This window comes from Dongia rigui, assembly GCF_034044635.1.
Classification (GTDB): domain Bacteria; phylum Pseudomonadota; class Alphaproteobacteria; order Dongiales; family Dongiaceae; genus Dongia; species Dongia rigui.
Map to the genome: position 1 here is coordinate 121322 of NZ_JAXCLX010000004.1, position 13904 is coordinate 135225.

General features: G+C 63.2%; 13 protein-coding genes. 7 read left to right on the forward strand and 6 right to left on the reverse strand.

Annotated features, from left to right (window positions below; all coding sequences use genetic code 11):
• Positions 1-28 precede the first annotated feature (28 nt).
• On the reverse strand, positions 29-982 hold the full coding sequence (locus tag SMD31_RS19430) for a fatty acid desaturase (protein WP_320502598.1): 954 nt from the start codon (positions 980-982) through the stop codon (positions 29-31).
• Positions 983-1141: 159 nt separating this feature from the next.
• Here SMD31_RS19430 and SMD31_RS19435 point away from each other — a divergent pair, with 159 nt between their 5' ends.
• Genes SMD31_RS19435 through SMD31_RS19450 form a run of 4 tightly spaced genes read left to right on the forward strand, consistent with a single transcriptional unit; the run spans position 1142 to position 4002 of the window.
• Complete coding sequence (locus SMD31_RS19435; RefSeq protein WP_320502599.1) at positions 1142-1999, forward strand: GFA family protein; 858 nt, start codon at positions 1142-1144, stop codon at positions 1997-1999.
• Between the two features lie 24 nt (positions 2000-2023).
• Positions 2024-2833 carry a phosphate/phosphite/phosphonate ABC transporter substrate-binding protein gene (locus SMD31_RS19440; protein WP_320502600.1) on the forward strand — a complete coding sequence of 270 codons (810 nt, stop codon included), beginning with the start codon at positions 2024-2026 and terminating at the stop codon, positions 2831-2833.
• Positions 2834-2836: 3 nt separating this feature from the next.
• Complete coding sequence (locus SMD31_RS19445; protein ID WP_320502601.1) at positions 2837-3778, forward strand: DMT family transporter; 942 nt, start codon at positions 2837-2839, stop codon at positions 3776-3778.
• Positions 3775-4002, forward strand: a complete 228-nt coding sequence (locus SMD31_RS19450) for a sulfurtransferase TusA family protein (RefSeq protein WP_320502602.1) — start codon at positions 3775-3777, stop codon at positions 4000-4002. Before SMD31_RS19445 ends, SMD31_RS19450 begins: the two co-directional genes overlap by 4 nt.
• Before the next feature lie 18 nt (positions 4003-4020).
• On the opposite strand, the gene SMD31_RS19455 is transcribed toward SMD31_RS19450, so the two are convergent.
• The 5 genes from SMD31_RS19455 to SMD31_RS19475 form a co-directional block, all read right to left on the reverse strand.
• Entirely contained in the window at positions 4021-4485 is a 465-nt protein-coding gene (locus SMD31_RS19455; protein WP_320502603.1) for a GNAT family N-acetyltransferase, read from the reverse strand.
• A gap of 91 nt (positions 4486-4576) precedes the next feature.
• Complete coding sequence (locus SMD31_RS19460; protein ID WP_320502604.1) at positions 4577-5620, reverse strand: hypothetical protein; 1044 nt, start codon at positions 5618-5620, stop codon at positions 4577-4579.
• Positions 5621-5818: 198 nt separating this feature from the next.
• Positions 5819-6406 carry a DUF6655 family protein gene (locus SMD31_RS19465; protein ID WP_320502605.1) on the reverse strand — a complete coding sequence of 196 codons (588 nt, stop codon included), beginning with the start codon at positions 6404-6406 and terminating at the stop codon, positions 5819-5821.
• 115 nt (positions 6407-6521) lie between these two features.
• Positions 6522-7637, reverse strand: a complete 1116-nt coding sequence (locus SMD31_RS19470) for a TAXI family TRAP transporter solute-binding subunit (RefSeq protein WP_320502606.1) — start codon at positions 7635-7637, stop codon at positions 6522-6524.
• A 161-nt stretch (positions 7638-7798) separates the two neighbouring features.
• Positions 7799-9337, reverse strand: a complete 1539-nt coding sequence (locus SMD31_RS19475; RefSeq protein ID WP_320502607.1) for an N-acyl-D-amino-acid deacylase family protein — start codon at positions 9335-9337, stop codon at positions 7799-7801.
• Between the two features lie 59 nt (positions 9338-9396).
• Between SMD31_RS19475 and SMD31_RS19480 the strand changes: the two genes are divergently transcribed.
• The 3 genes from SMD31_RS19480 to SMD31_RS19490 all read left to right on the forward strand — a co-directional run bounded on the left by SMD31_RS19480 (position 9397) and on the right by SMD31_RS19490 (position 13904).
• Positions 9397-11496, forward strand: coding sequence for an acetate--CoA ligase family protein (locus tag SMD31_RS19480; RefSeq protein ID WP_320502608.1), 2100 nt, complete (start codon positions 9397-9399; stop codon positions 11494-11496).
• 129 nt (positions 11497-11625) lie between these two features.
• Positions 11626-12819 carry a pyridoxal-phosphate-dependent aminotransferase family protein gene (locus tag SMD31_RS19485; protein ID WP_320502609.1) on the forward strand — a complete coding sequence of 398 codons (1194 nt, stop codon included), beginning with the start codon at positions 11626-11628 and terminating at the stop codon, positions 12817-12819.
• A gap of 65 nt (positions 12820-12884) precedes the next feature.
• On the forward strand, positions 12885-13904 hold the full coding sequence (locus tag SMD31_RS19490; protein ID WP_320502610.1) for a histone deacetylase family protein: 1020 nt from the start codon (positions 12885-12887) through the stop codon (positions 13902-13904).

Sequence of the window (13904 nt, forward strand, 5' to 3'; positions counted from 1 at the left end):
GGCACCAGCTGGACGACACGCGTGTCGTCTAGTTGGCCTTTTTGAACGGGTGGAAGATCGGCTCTTTGGGCCTGAAGAGATAGGCTCGCGCAATCGCCCCATAGCCGGGGACGAAGTAATTGCCGTTCTCCCGCAGCAGCTGAGACTTCAGCTGGCGATACCGCCCCGGGCGCTTGTACCAGGCCAAAGCCGGTTCGGCGTGATGAAGCGCGTGGAGATTGTTGTAAAGGAACATGAAGCCCCAGAAGGCGCCCGCCTCGCAGATGATCGAGCGCGTCTTCTCATCGGGTGCCGCACGATGTTCGGCGTATGAACGCACCAGCGCCATCGACGTTCCCGGATAGGCAAAGAGGGCGACATAGGCCCAGAACGGGATCTGGCACACGCCGATGACCCAAGTGAGGATGATGGCGACGGTGAAAAAGTGCCATAGCCAAGGGACGATCCGATAGCGATCGCCCGAGGCCAGGTCGCGGGCGCATTCCCTGATGGACGCAACGGTATAATAGCCCGGCCCCAGCAACATGCGCCCGGCCAGGGTGCGCATCATCTGGCGCACGGCGCGGTGCAGGCCCGACATTTGCGCCCATTGCTCTTCGGTCAGATAATTGGATTCCGGATCCAGGAACGGATCGGTGAGATCCTGGTCGATGTGATGACGGGTATGGGTCTTCACATAGAGGTCATAGGGTATCCACAGCCACAGCGACCAGCCGACGATCCAGCGGTTGAGCCGGCGGGATTTGAACGGATAGCCATGCACCGCCTCGTGCTGCAGCGAGCCGTGCAGGCAGACGATGCAGGCGCCCATGGGCAATAACGCCCACCAGGGCAGGCTTTGGAAGTTCCAGGTTGTGAAGAAAAAGGCTGCGTATATCCCAGCTGCCAGCAGCAAAGTCGGGACATCGGCCTCGTAAGCGTGGCGGCCTATTTCGCCCTTATTGGACCGCAAGGGCTCTGCGGTGTGCGTCTCGGCAGTCATGTGCCTCAATGGGCGCTGGTTGAGTAGGGTTATTCCTACTCAATGTGCGGATTCCCAGCAATGAAGAAATACTAATACCCGGCATGCGCGCTGCTCGTCCGGCCCCTCTTGGTTGGAACTCAGCTGGCGGTTATGCTCCGGCCGGGGAGGGAATGGTTAATGTCGCACGATACATATCACGGCCACTGCCTTTGCGGGGCCGTCAGTTTCGAGATCGAAGGGCCGCTTACCGTACCTGCCGCCTGCCATTGCGCCATGTGCCGGCGCTGGCACGGGGCGCTTGGCGTCTATACCTCGGTCCCGGCGGCGCGGTTGAAGCTAACGAACAGCGAGCAAGTCGTCTGGTACCGATCCAGCAATGATGCCGAGCGCGGTTTCTGTCGGACATGCGGGTCGAAGCTGTTTTGGCGCAACGTCGGCAGCGACGGCCTGGACATCACCATGGGCGTGTTGGACGGACCGAGCAATCTCCAAGTGTCGAAGCACATCTGGGTCGCCTTCAAGGGTGACTATTACGACATCGTCGATGATCTGCCGCAGTTCAGCCAGTCATCGGCGAAGGCCGCCCCTTGCGCCCCAGCACCCGCGGTCGGCGCCCCGGAGAAAAGGCAAAGCCACCACGGCCGCTGCCTCTGTGGCGCGGTCGACCTGACGGTGAATGGCAAGTTGCGCGATATCAGCCAGTGCCATTGCAGCCAGTGCCGCCGCTGGCATGGCCATGCACCGGCCTATAGCAAGGCCTATTGGGCCGACATCACGCTCAATGGCGGCGAGCATGTCCGCTGGTATCAATCGTCCGACCAGGCGCGGCGTGGTTTCTGCGACCGCTGTGGCAGTTCGCTGTTCTGGGAACGCAGCGGGGCCGACGCGGTTTCAATTCCGGCCGGCGTATTCGACGCGCCAGTCTCGCCGCGGCAACGGCACCATATCTTCGTGGCCGACAAGGGCGATTACTACCAGATCCCAGACAAGCTGCCCCAATATCCTGGCAGTGGCGGCGCGGCGCTGCCTTTCTGACCTCATGAAAACCCAACAGAGTGAATGACCATGATTGCCGCCCTGCCGATGTACGATCTCCCGGAGTTGAAAGAGACGACGGACGCCTTCTGGACGGGCCTCCGCAGTCATATCTCGGCCGCCGGTGTCGTCGGCTTGCCGGAGGAGTTGACGCGGCCGAGCGACCCCTATGCCCTGTGGCGATCACGCGATCTCGTCTTTGCACAGACTTGCGGCTATCCGCTCACGCATGATCTCAAGGACCAGGTTCGCTACCTGGCCACCCCTTGCTTCGATGCACCGGGCTGCGAGGGCAGCACCTATCGCTCGCTCATCATCGTGCGCGAGGGCGATGCGGCCACCAAGGGCGCCGATCTGGCCGGGCGCATTGCCGCCTATAACAGCAAGGATTCACAGTCCGGCTGCAACATCCTGAAGCATTATCTGGCAGGGCAGGGCATCACCAACGGGCTGTTGCGCGAGGCCCTCGAAAGCGGCGCGCACCGGCAATCTGCCAAATTGGTCAAGCAGGGCCTGGCGGATTTCTGCGCCGTCGATTGCGTCACCTGGACGTTGATCACGGCGGTGGCGCCGGCGGAAGTCGAGGGTCTGCGTGTCCTGGATCTGACCGCGCCGGCGCCCTGTCTGCCCTATATCACCGGCCTGGAGCGCCCGGTCGAAGACGTGGCAGCGCTGCGCAGCGGCCTGGCGGCGGCTTTCAGTGACCCGGCGCTTGAGGAGATTCGGGAGCGCATGTTCTTGAGCAGTATCGCCGTGCTCGACGAGGACGAGTACGACGTGATCCTGGACCAGGAACTGGCGGCCAAGCTTTCCGGCTGGGCGCAGGTCGCCTGAGATATGGCCGAGACCCGTCACGCGGCACCTGGCGGCGGCACATTGTGGCCGAGCCTCGCCATGATCGGCTCCTCGATCTTCTGGGGATCGATGTGGTTCGCGCTGCGCGAAGTGGAGGGAGCGGGCATCCCTGCCGCCTTGGCGGGGGCGCTGTGTTACGGCGTGCCGCTCATTCCGTTGCTGCCATTCCTTTACACCCGTCGCCGCGAACTGGCGGCTGGCGGCTGGCGCATGCTGCTGTGTGGTGGATCGCTCGCTTGCTGCAACATCTTCTTTGCCGTCGCCGTGGTGCTGGGCGAGGTCGGCGTCATCATCCTGCTGTTCTATTTGAGCCCGATCTGGTCGACCATTCTGGAGCGCGTCTTCATGAAGACGCCGCTGACGCCCGTCCGCTGGGTCGGGATCGGCCTGGCGCTCGTCGGTCTTGTCATCCTGCAAGGCGTCGGTGGCCGAGCGCCCTGGCCGTCCGGCCTCGCCGAGTGGATGGGGTTGGCGGCCGGGATGTGCTGGGCCGTGGCACTGCTAACGGCGCGCATGTGGTCACACATTTCCGTGCTCGATAAGAGCATCGCGCAATTCGGCTGCGCGCTGCCGATCGGCCTTCTGGTCTACCTGCTCATTGGCGACCATTACGGGCCAGCCGCCTGGCCGGAAGCATCGACGTTGATGAGCGCCGTGCCGTGGATCATCGCCGCCGGCTTCATCTGGGTGGTGCCGGCGATGGTCTTGAGCCTTTGGGGTGCTGCACGCCTGTCGCCCGGGCGGGCCAGCATCCTCATGACATCGGAGGTCGTCGTTGGCGTCGGATCGGCGGCGTGGCTCGCCGGTGAGGAACTGGGGTGGCACAAGATCCTTGGCGGCGTCCTCATCGTCAGCGCCAGCCTGCTGGAATCCTGGCAGGCGAGACGTGAAACAAAGACTGCGCGCGAAGGAGCCACCGCATGATCCGCCAATACGACGCCCGCGGCCTCAAATGCCCGATTCCGGTCTTAAAGGCGCGCAAACTAATCAAGGAACTGGCACCGGGTGATATCCTGGAAGTGGATGCCACCGACCCCGGCGCCCCAAAAGACTTCGCCCATTTCTGCGAGGTGACGGGGAACAAGCTGCTGGATGGCAGCGAGCCTGAGCCCGGCGTCTATCGGATTCGGGTCGAGGTCGTGGGGTAGGGGGCTGAAGCGGCGGATCTACTTCGCCCTGTTGCGCAGCGCCTCCCCGCTCAGGCGGAAGAATACCTTCTCTTCCTGCACAACGGCACCTATCCCCCTGTAAAAATCGACCAGCTGCTGGTTGTTGCGATCAGCCGTCCAGTCGACGCGCTGATGGCCGCGGGCGACAGCGAGCGCGGCGACCGCCTCGATCAATGCGCGGCCGATGCCTTTCCCGCGCGCCGGCTTTGTCACGAAGAGCTCCTTGAGGAAGAATCCCGAACGGATGCCGGGACCGGGAAAGATCGTGCCAAAGGCAGCGAAGCCGAGGCACTCCTTGGCGTCACATGCGATCAGCATTTCGGCACCGGATGGCAATCGGGCGAAGGTTTGGGTGAGATCGTCGCGGGACGGGCATGGAACCTGATAGTGCGCCTGCATTTCGATGAAGAGATCAGCGAGGGCGGGATGGTCAGCAGCGACGGGCAGGCGGATTTCCAACACCGGGGACGGCTCCTGAAGGGGGTAGGAGGGAGCTTTCCACAGAATCGGTTGCCCCGCTAGTTGGCCGGGCGGCACGGTCCGCGGGGGTGGCTCAGAATTCCACCGCAAAGGCCAGACTAACGGTATGCGTCAGGGCATCGCCCCCTGGCTCCGTGCTGTCGAGGCGGTCGAAGGTGTAGCCGGCGCTGAGATCCATGGGGCGCAGCATCGGGTCGAGGTTATGCCAGGCCAGCCGCATGTCGAGATGCTGGGTGTCTTCGCTTTGACGTGCATCGCTGGTGAAGCGGGGCAATTCATCGGTGCTTCGGCAGTAGCGCAAGCTGGCCGCGAATTCGATTTCGTCGGATAGGGGAAAGGACATGGCGACCGATGGGTCGAAATCGTTGGCAACGGCGTCGAGGTCGCCGAGACTGCCGACCTTGCGGCCGTTTTCTGTCGACAGCGCGTAGGTCGCGTCAAAGGAGAAATCGAGCGAGCTGCGCTTATCGAAACGGTAAGCGAAGGCCGTGCGGGCTGTGGCTTTCGACCCATCGCCGCCGAGCGCGGTCGCGTCATGCCGGCGATAGCGCAGGCTGTTCACCCAGCTGAGCCCACTCCCTATGCCGTTTTCCAGCCTGAGGGCAGCGTCGTAATCGCTGGCGTCAATTTCGCCTTCGACCACTGTGACGCGCCAGCCAGGTTCAAAGCTCAGCGCCAAATCGTCGTCGCCATAGCGCCAAGTTGCCGCCGCCTTGGCGATATCGGTACCCCAGCCGTCGCTCATGTATTTGGTTTTGGAAAGGCCGGCGCGCCATTCGAGCGTCATCTTGTCTGCAAGTTTCGTGTCATAGGTGCCGCTCATGCTGGCCTCGACGCCCGCACCCGCGCCGATATCGGCGTCGCGCGACCCGAATGTGAGTGGGAGGCCGATGAGGCTCAGCGGGGTGGGCGCTCTGAATGTCTGGGGTTCGGCGGTCCTCGCATCCGCATCGGCCATGCGGTCATTGAGCAGATCGACATGGAGGGCCAGCTGGAGGGGACGCTTCTTTCCATCCTCGGCCTGCGCTGGTCCCATGCTGGTGCCAGCAACGATCAGCGAAACCGCAATCCGCCCCGCGCCGCGCTGCGCGCAGTTGGCAATTCGACGACGACCCATGCCACGACCCCTTGCTGCGATTCCCCTGCAAGAACAGGGTTCGCCAGCGGGATGAACATTTGCTTAAGCGGACATCGGTGCATTGGCGGAGAAAGCGTCACATGGCGCCGTTTCATCCGATTGCCACAGGGGTCGTGATCGAGATCGATTAACCTTCGCCGTCACCGCCGCATTTGTCACAGCAGTGGAGGTCGTCGTTCAGTCGCTTGGGCGATTGAGATTGTCGTCGGACCAAGAGATGAAGAAGAGCAGGACCGTCTCCTTGGTGTAGGAAGCGCTGGGCGCGGGTGATGCCGTGGCGATCAGCGTGCCTTCCTTGGCGTCATAGGCGGCGGCCGAAAACTTGGCGACGCCCATGTCGGTCTGTCGTTTATAAAAAGCGATTTCGGGGAAGGTGAAGGCGCCACCCGCCAGCGGCACGGGAAGGTCGAAGCTGGGGATGCCGACCAGCAGCTTCTTCTGATCGGCGGAGAGGGCGCCGGCACGGATTTCGATGATGCATTCCGCATCCTTCTTTTCCTGCACCAGATGCAAGCCCTTGCGCAGCGCTTGTTCGCGGATGGCGGCGACCGCATACTTGGCGTCATAGCCTTCGAAATTGGCTGGCTCGACGAAGACTTTCTTGCCGGCGGGGACGCCGAAATCGAGGCTCTGCGCCTGGGCTTCCGCCGCCGTCGAGAGGAGCAGCTGCTCGGTTGCGGTTCGCGCCGGCTCCGTATTGCGCATGCTGGTGCAGGCGGCCAGCGCGGGCATCGCGAAAAGGAGGACAAGGGCGCGAACGGCCATGAGCATATTCCCTGAACAGTGTGGCGGAGATGGGCAGCAGGACTGCACCATCAACACGCGGGAAAACGCTTAGGTCCCGGGGTTCGGAGATTTTACCGCCGCCGCAGGTGTGCGATCAGTTGGTCTTGATCGCCGGGTCGGCCCGCAGGGCGGCCGGCAGGAACCGGGTCACGCCATGTTCATCGTAGTATTTCAGCGCGCCGGCATGGAAAGGCACACTGACGCCGGCGATGGCGAGTTGCAGGTCAAGCGCCTTGCCCGCAGCCGAAACCTGGTCGAGGTTCTTGCGTGTGGCTTCGAGCCAGACGGCCCGGGTGAGCTCGTAGGCGATCTCGGCATCAAGTGTCGACGGGACCAGCCAGACGGCGACCAGTTCGACGGTCGGCGTGTCGGGAATATTGCGGAAGGTGTTCGCCTTGATGACGCCGCTGGCAATGAAGCCGTAGCTTTTCATCATCTTGTTGACCGCCTCGCCCGTGATGGGCAGGAAGCGCACGGGCATCGAGTTGGCAAGATTGGTGACGTCGCGGCTGTCCAGAGCATCGACCACGATCATCGCGTCAATCTTGCCTGCAGCCAGCGCTTCGCTGGCGGCCGGGAAATCCAGATAGCTCGGCTTCACGCGCTTGGTCGACAGGCCATGAAAGCCCAGGATCTGCCGGGCGGTCACGGCGTTGTCGCTGTTCTCGCCGCCGAGATTGACGCGCAGGCCCTTGAGCGCCGGCACGTCCTTGGCGGCCGACTGAGGGCCGACGATGATTTTCACGTTGAGCCGGCCAAGGCCACAGATGGCCCGCAGGCCCGCATCCTTGCCGGGGGTCTTGAAGATGTCCTTGCCGCTATAGGCGAGGTAGGCGATGTCGGCCTGGGCGACAGCGGATTCGACGAGCTTGGAGCGCAGCTGGCCGAGGTTTTCGACCGAACCGGAACTTGTCTGGGCGAGGCCGATCATGCCCGGAATGCCGCAGGAGCCGCCTTCGTCGCAGCTGCGGGTCCCCGGCGGGTTGCTGATGGCACCGCCGATGAGGCCGGCCAATTCGTAAATGGGCGTGCCCGGCGCACCGGCGCCGACCCGGAAATAGCTGAGTTCCTGGGCGCTCGTTCGAACCGGGGCGGAAAGCAGGGGCAGGCCGAAGCCGATGGCGCCCGCCGCGCAGGCCGCACCGCCGAGGCCGAAAAGGACTCTGCGCCGGCTGACGAGGTCCGCGCGCAGCCGATCCGATGAGATCATCGAATGGAATCTACGCTTGCTGACCTTCAAAAAGTCCATTGTCGAGCCGGTCACTGGGGGTTTGGGCTGCTGCAAATTTTCTCTTGCGCAGCACCCTTATGATATAGCCCGAGTGTTAATGAGTCGCCAATGCTGTGGCGTCACAAAGGTGTGCGTTTCCGTCAAAAGTCGGCGATCGAGAATGGTTGCGGCGCGCTTAACGTTTGTGACGGAACGCTGGCACGACGCGGCAGAGGCCGTCCCGGACGGGTGCCCGTCGCGGCACCTTCGCGCCACGTGAAGGCCCCATTTACAAGCACAAATCGAATGCCATGGCTGGGCGCGATCGGATCCTGAAACGTGGCGCGGTCGATGATCGTGGCAGGGTCGAAGACTGTGACATCGGCAAAAGCTCCGACAGCCAGTTTTCCGCGATCGATGAGGCCAAAGCGGCGGGCGGTGAGGCCAGTCATTTTATGGATCGCCGTCTCTAGATCGAAAAGCCCGAGATCGCGCGCGTAATGCCCGAGAACGCGGGGGAAACTGCCCCAGAGGCGCGGGTGGTTGATCTCGCCGCCGGGCAGGCCATCGCTGCCGATCATGGTGGGGCCGTATTGCAGGATGCGCTGCACGTCGGCCTCATCCTGGCAGAAATAGATCGCGCCGCCCGGGATCAGGCGCTGGGCGGCGGTGTCGCGGTCGACGGCCCATTCGGCGGCGATATCGTCGAGTTCGCGGCCGGCCATTTCCGGGTGCGGCTGTGAGGAACTGATGAGGATCCGGGAGGCCGAAATGACGAAGGCCGGGTCGATGATCGTGGCTGCGGCGTTATAGGGGTAGACGTCGAGAGCGACCGCCTGGGCCTTGCGGGCGTTATCGATCATCGGCAGCGACCAGGCGGTATGGCCGATATTCTCCGGTCCGTCCCCCTGGTGGTGGGAGAGGATCACCGGCGTCGCGGCGGCGCGGCCGATTTCGATCGCCTCCTCAAGCGCTGCGCGGAACTGGGCGTCGTAGTTCCTGGAATGGGTGGTGTAGACGGCACCGGCTTCACCGGCCAGGCGGGCAAGGGCCACGACCTCGCGCGTATCCGCTGCCTTGTTGCTGGGATATTCCAGGCCGGTGGAGAAGCCGATCGCGCCGTCAGCCAGGGCCTGTTTCAGGCGCTGGCCCATGACCGCGATCTCGGCGTCCGTCGCCGGCCGGTCCAGTTGGTCCATGCATTCAACGCGCAGGACCGAATGGCCGACCAGGGCAGCGCTGTTGACGGCGGCAGGCGCCTCCTCAAGGGCCGCGAAATAGTCGGCCAAGCGCGGGAAGCGGTAATAGCTTTGATCGCCCAGCAGGAAATCCAGGGGATAGCTGTCGCGCGGGGTAAGCGGCGCGGCACTGAAGCCGCAATTGCCGACGACCACCGTCGTGCAGCCCTGGCTGACCTTTGACGGCATGTCCGGCTCGGCCAGGAGGGCGATGTCGTCATGGGCGTGGCAGTCAATGAAACCAGGGGCGACGATGCAACCGGTGGCATCGATTACCTCGGGCGCCGTGTCGCCCGCGAGATCGCCCAGGGCGCTGATGCGGTCGCCGGTGATGCCGACATCCGCGGCAAAGCGCTTGTTGCCGCTGCCATCAATAACGTCACCATGGCGAATGAGGATGTCGTGCTTCATGGTCGTCTCCCGCGTGTCGTTTTTAATCAAGCCGATGGCGACTTGTCTCATGCCCCCAAGCTTTGGTATCAGCACTTCTAACGGATCACGACGGAATTGGAATCCCCCAGATGAATACCAAGCGGCAGCAGAATATCCGGCGCCTCCTCAAGCCGCGTCATGTGTGCATCGTCGGCGGACAGGCCATGGCCGATTCCATCGCCCGCTGTGCGCAGGCCGGATTTGCCGGCGAGGTCTGGGTGGTGAATCCGAAATATCAGGAACTCGGTGGGCGCAAATGCTACCCCAGCATCGCGGCACTGCCCGAAGCGCCGGATGCGACCTTCATCGCCGTGCCGCGCGAAGCGACGATCGAGATACTCAAGGAACTCAGCGCGCGCGGGGCGGGTGGGGCGATCTGTTACGCGGCGGGCTATGCCGAGGTGGGTGGCGAAGGTGTCGAGCTGCAGAAGCAGTTCATCGCTGCGGCAGGCGATCTCGCCGTGGTGGGGCCGAACTGCTATGGCATCCTCAACTATCTCAACGGTATCGTGCTGTGGCCGACGGGGCACAATGGCGCGCTGGTTGAGACCGGCTGTGCCCTGGTGGCGCAGAGCGGCAACATCGCGCTCAATCTCACCTGCAATGATCGCTCGGTCCCGTTCGCCTATGTCATCACCTCAGGGAACCAGGTGGTCCTCAACGTTGCCGATTTCGTCGATGCACTGGCCGAGGATCCGAAGGTCACGGCGATCGGTCTCTATATCGAGGCGATCAGCGACATTCCGGCCTTCAGCCGTGCCGCCGCCAAGGCGCTGGCCAATGGCAAGCCGCTGATCGCGCTCAAAGCCGGCAAGTCGGAACTGGGCAGCCAACTCGCCATGAGCCACACCTCGTCCTTGGCCGGCAGCGACCGCATGTATGACGCGCTGTTCGCGCGGCTCGGCGTCATCCGCGTCAATTCGATCCCCGATCTTCTGGAGACGATGAAGCTCATCTCGATTGCGGGATTGCCCAAGGGCAAGAGCCTCGCGGTCTTTACCTGCTCGGGCGGCGACGGGCTGATGACGGCTGACTTGGCGGAAGAACTCGATGTGCCGCTCAACCCGCACAGCCCGGAACAGGTCGCCGATCTCAAGACCCAGCTGCCGAATTTCGCCAGCGTCACCAACCCGCTGGACTACAACACGTCTCTGTGGAGCCATGAGGACCTGCTGACCAAATGCTTCGGCACGGTGATGCGCGGTGACTATGACGCCGGCATGCTGATCCTCGATTACGCCGTCGATGGCGAAGCGAGCGAGAAGGCGTGCGATGCATCGGTCAATGCGATCATGAGTGCCTGTGCCACCTATGGCAAAATGCCGATTGTCACGGCGACGCTGCCGGAACTTCTGCCGGCGCGGGTGCGCGAGCGGATGGCGAAGCAGCATGCAGCACCGATGCAGGGCCTGCCGGAAGCGATGCGCGCCTTTGCTGCCACAGCACGTTTTGCCCGGCAGCGCGAAGAGTTGAAGGCCGGTTCGACCGACGCGCTCGCCATGCCGCTCACCCCGGTACTGGATGGACCCACGCGGATTGTCTCCGAACATGCCGCCAAGGCCGCCTTGGGCGCGTTCGGCTTGAAGGTTCCTCAAAGCCGTATTGTGCCGGTGGTGGATGCTGCCAAGGCTGCCACCGAACTCGGCTTCCCAGTGGTGCTGAAGGTCGCTGCGCCCGTCATCGCCCACAAGACCGAAGCGGGCGCCGTTGCGGTCAACCTCAAATCCTCGGGCGAGGTTGAGGCAGCGATCGCACGCATGCATGAGAGTGTCGCGGCTTATAAACCCGGACTGAAGATCGAGCAGGTCCTGGTCGAGGCGATGGTCAAGGACGTCGTGGCCGAACTCATCATTGGCGTGAAACGCGATCCGCAATTCGGCCTGGCGCTGGTGGTTGGTGCCGGCGGCATCCTGGTGGAGATGGTTGAGGACGCGGCGCTGCTGCTGCTGCCGACCGAGCGCAAGACGGTCGAGAAGGCGATCAATGGCTTGAAGATCGCCAAACTGCTGCGCGGCTATCGCGGCAAACCGGCAGGCGATATCGAAGCCGTTGTTAACGCTGTCATGGCGGTGGCGCAATATGCCGAAGCGCATCGCGGCGATCTGGTCGAGCTCGACGCCAATCCGCTGATGGTTCTGCCGAAAGGCGCTGTTGCCGTCGACGCACTAATTATCCAAGCGGACAAGTAACAACGCGCGCGTTACTTTCGAGGTGATGTCGGCGTTCGGTCATTGATCAACGTCGTTTTCGGACCAGCCCGATATCGCCCTCGGCCTCACGCTTATCTCCAGCAAGCGACAAACGCATGGGGAGAGAAGATGAGCTATCAGCCAGGCCGGCAGTTCCTGAATATTCCGGGGCCGACCAATATTCCGGAGCGTGTGCTGCGTGCCATCGCGGCACCGGTGCTCGACCACCGCGGTCCGGAATTCGCCCAGCTGGCGACCGAAGTGCTGGCGCGCATCAAGCCGATCTTCAAGACGACGCAGCCGGTGCTGATCTTCCCGGCGTCAGGCACGGGGGCTTGGGAATCGGCCCTTGTCAACACGCTCTCTCCAGGTGACACGGTGCTGGGCTTTGACAGCGGCCAGTTCGCGCTGCTGTGGACCCAGATGGCGAAGAAGCTGGGCCTGCAGGTGCAGACAATCGCCACCGACTGGCGCCGCGCGCCGGACCCGGTTGCGATCGAGGCAGCCCTTGCCGAGGATCGCGAAAAGAAGATCAAGGCCGTGCTGCTGGTCCACAATGAAACCGCCAATGGCTGCATGATGCGGGTCGCCGAGATCCGTCAGGCGATCGACCGCGTCGGTCACCCGGCGCTGCTGCTGGTCGATACGATTTCATCGCTGGGCAGCGCCGATTTTCGCATGGATGAATGGGGCGTCGACGTCTCCATCGGCGGGTCGCAAAAGGGGCTGATGCTGCCAGCGGGCCTTGCGTTCTGTGCGGTCAGTCCGAAGGCTGTGGCGGCATCGAAGCATGCCAAGCTGCCGCGCGCCTTCTGGGATTGGGAGCCGTTGGTCGCCAATACCGGCGGCAATTTTCCTTACACGCCGGCCTGCAACCTGTTCTTTGGCCTCAGGGAGGCGCTCAATCTCATCGATGCAGAGGGGTTGGAGAACGTCTTTGCCCGCCATGCGCGCCATGCCGAAGCAACGCGCCGTGCCATTCGCGGCTGGGGTTTGGAGATCGTCTGTGCCGAGCCCAAGGATTACAGCCGATCAATCACCGCAGCCTTCATGCCGGAGGGATACTCGGCCGACGGCTTCCGCAAGCTGGTGCTGGAGCGATTCAACATGCCGCTCGGCGGCGGCCTGGGTCGGCTGTCCGACAAGGCCTTTCGCATCGGGCATCTGGGCGATACCAACGATCTGATGCTGGGCGGCGCGCTGTTTGGCGTCGAAATGGGCCTTGGCGCTGCCAAGATCCCGCACAAGGCAGGCGGGGTCCAAGAAGCATTGAACTATCTGGCCGATCAATCGGGTGGTGCTGCTCGGCTCGCTGCCGAATAGCACTTGCCTTGCCGACATGACCCGGCCGATGCTGCGACCCCGAAGATCGCAGCGAAGGCCGGGTCATGCAGGTATTCTTCTCCGACGTGCAATTGCGGCATGCACCGCGTGAATTTTTGGTGCGCGGACAATGGAAACCGTGCCCCGAGAAGCCGGAGCGCGCGACAGCGCTAAAAGAGGCGTTGCTCGCTGCCGGTCATCGATTGGATGCCCCGCCGGCCGGTGACCGTTCAGCCATCGCCGCCATTCATGATCACCGCTATCTGGCTTTCCTCGAAACCGGGCATGAGCGGTGGCGGCAATTGCCGGGTGCCGCCGAGACCATTGTTCCCAATATCCATCCGAATAGCCGCGATGTGGGCTATCCTCGGTCCATCGTCGGTCAGGCGGGATATCACATGGCTGATACAGCTTGCCCGATCGACGGGGACAGTCTGCCCGCCATTCTCGCCAGTGCCGATTGCGCCATTGCGGCGGCCAAAAGAGTGCTTGCCGCAGGCGGGGCAGCCTATGCGTTGTGCCGCCCGCCCGGGCATCACGCCTTTGCCGACATGGCCGGCGGCTTCTGCTTCGTCAACAACAGTGCCGTCGCCGCGCAATTGCTGCGCAGCAAGTATGGCAAGGTTGCGGTGGTGGATGTCGACCTGCATCACGGCAATGGCACGCAGGGCATATTCTATGGCCGGGGCGACGTCCTCACCGTATCGGTTCATGCCGACCCTGCCGATTTCTATCCGTTCTTCTGGGGGCATGCCGCGGAGATCGGCGAAGGCGAGGGGCTGGGTGCTAACCTCAACTTGCCGTTGCCGTTGGGCAGTGGCGACGACGCCTTCCTGGCTGCGCTGGATGTCGGCTTAAACAAGGTGCGGGCGTTTGGTGCCGAGGCCCTGGTTGTCGCTTTGGGGCTGGATGCCTTTGAGGGCGATCCGTTCGCCGGGCTGGCCGTTACCGAGGCTGGATTTCGTCGTATCGCCGGGAAGCTGGCAACGCTGAAACTGCCCAGCGTGTTGGTCCAGGAAGGCGGCTATCTCTGTCCGGAACTCGGGCGCAATCTCGCGGCATTTCTTGATGGGTTTGCTGGATGA

Coding starts and splice junctions, on each gene's coding strand:
- SMD31_RS19435 (WP_320502599.1), top strand. CDS start 1,142: ATGTCGCACGATACATATCACGGCCACTGCCTTTGCGGGGCCGTCAGT.
- SMD31_RS19430 (WP_320502598.1), bottom strand. CDS start 982: ATGACTGCCGAGACGCACACCGCAGAGCCCTTGCGGTCCAATAAGGGC.
- SMD31_RS19460 (WP_320502604.1), bottom strand. CDS start 5,620: ATGGGTCGTCGTCGAATTGCCAACTGCGCGCAGCGCGGCGCGGGGCGG.
- SMD31_RS19470 (WP_320502606.1), bottom strand. CDS start 7,637: ATGATCTCATCGGATCGGCTGCGCGCGGACCTCGTCAGCCGGCGCAGA.
- SMD31_RS19465 (WP_320502605.1), bottom strand. CDS start 6,406: ATGGCCGTTCGCGCCCTTGTCCTCCTTTTCGCGATGCCCGCGCTGGCC.
- SMD31_RS19475 (WP_320502607.1), bottom strand. CDS start 9,337: ATGAGACAAGTCGCCATCGGCTTGATTAAAAACGACACGCGGGAGACG.
- SMD31_RS19445 (WP_320502601.1), top strand. CDS start 2,837: ATGGCCGAGACCCGTCACGCGGCACCTGGCGGCGGCACATTGTGGCCG.
- SMD31_RS19490 (WP_320502610.1), top strand. CDS start 12,885: ATGCAGGTATTCTTCTCCGACGTGCAATTGCGGCATGCACCGCGTGAA.
- SMD31_RS19450 (WP_320502602.1), top strand. CDS start 3,775: ATGATCCGCCAATACGACGCCCGCGGCCTCAAATGCCCGATTCCGGTC.
- SMD31_RS19485 (WP_320502609.1), top strand. CDS start 11,626: ATGAGCTATCAGCCAGGCCGGCAGTTCCTGAATATTCCGGGGCCGACC.
- SMD31_RS19440 (WP_320502600.1), top strand. CDS start 2,024: ATGACCATGATTGCCGCCCTGCCGATGTACGATCTCCCGGAGTTGAAA.
- SMD31_RS19480 (WP_320502608.1), top strand. CDS start 9,397: ATGAATACCAAGCGGCAGCAGAATATCCGGCGCCTCCTCAAGCCGCGT.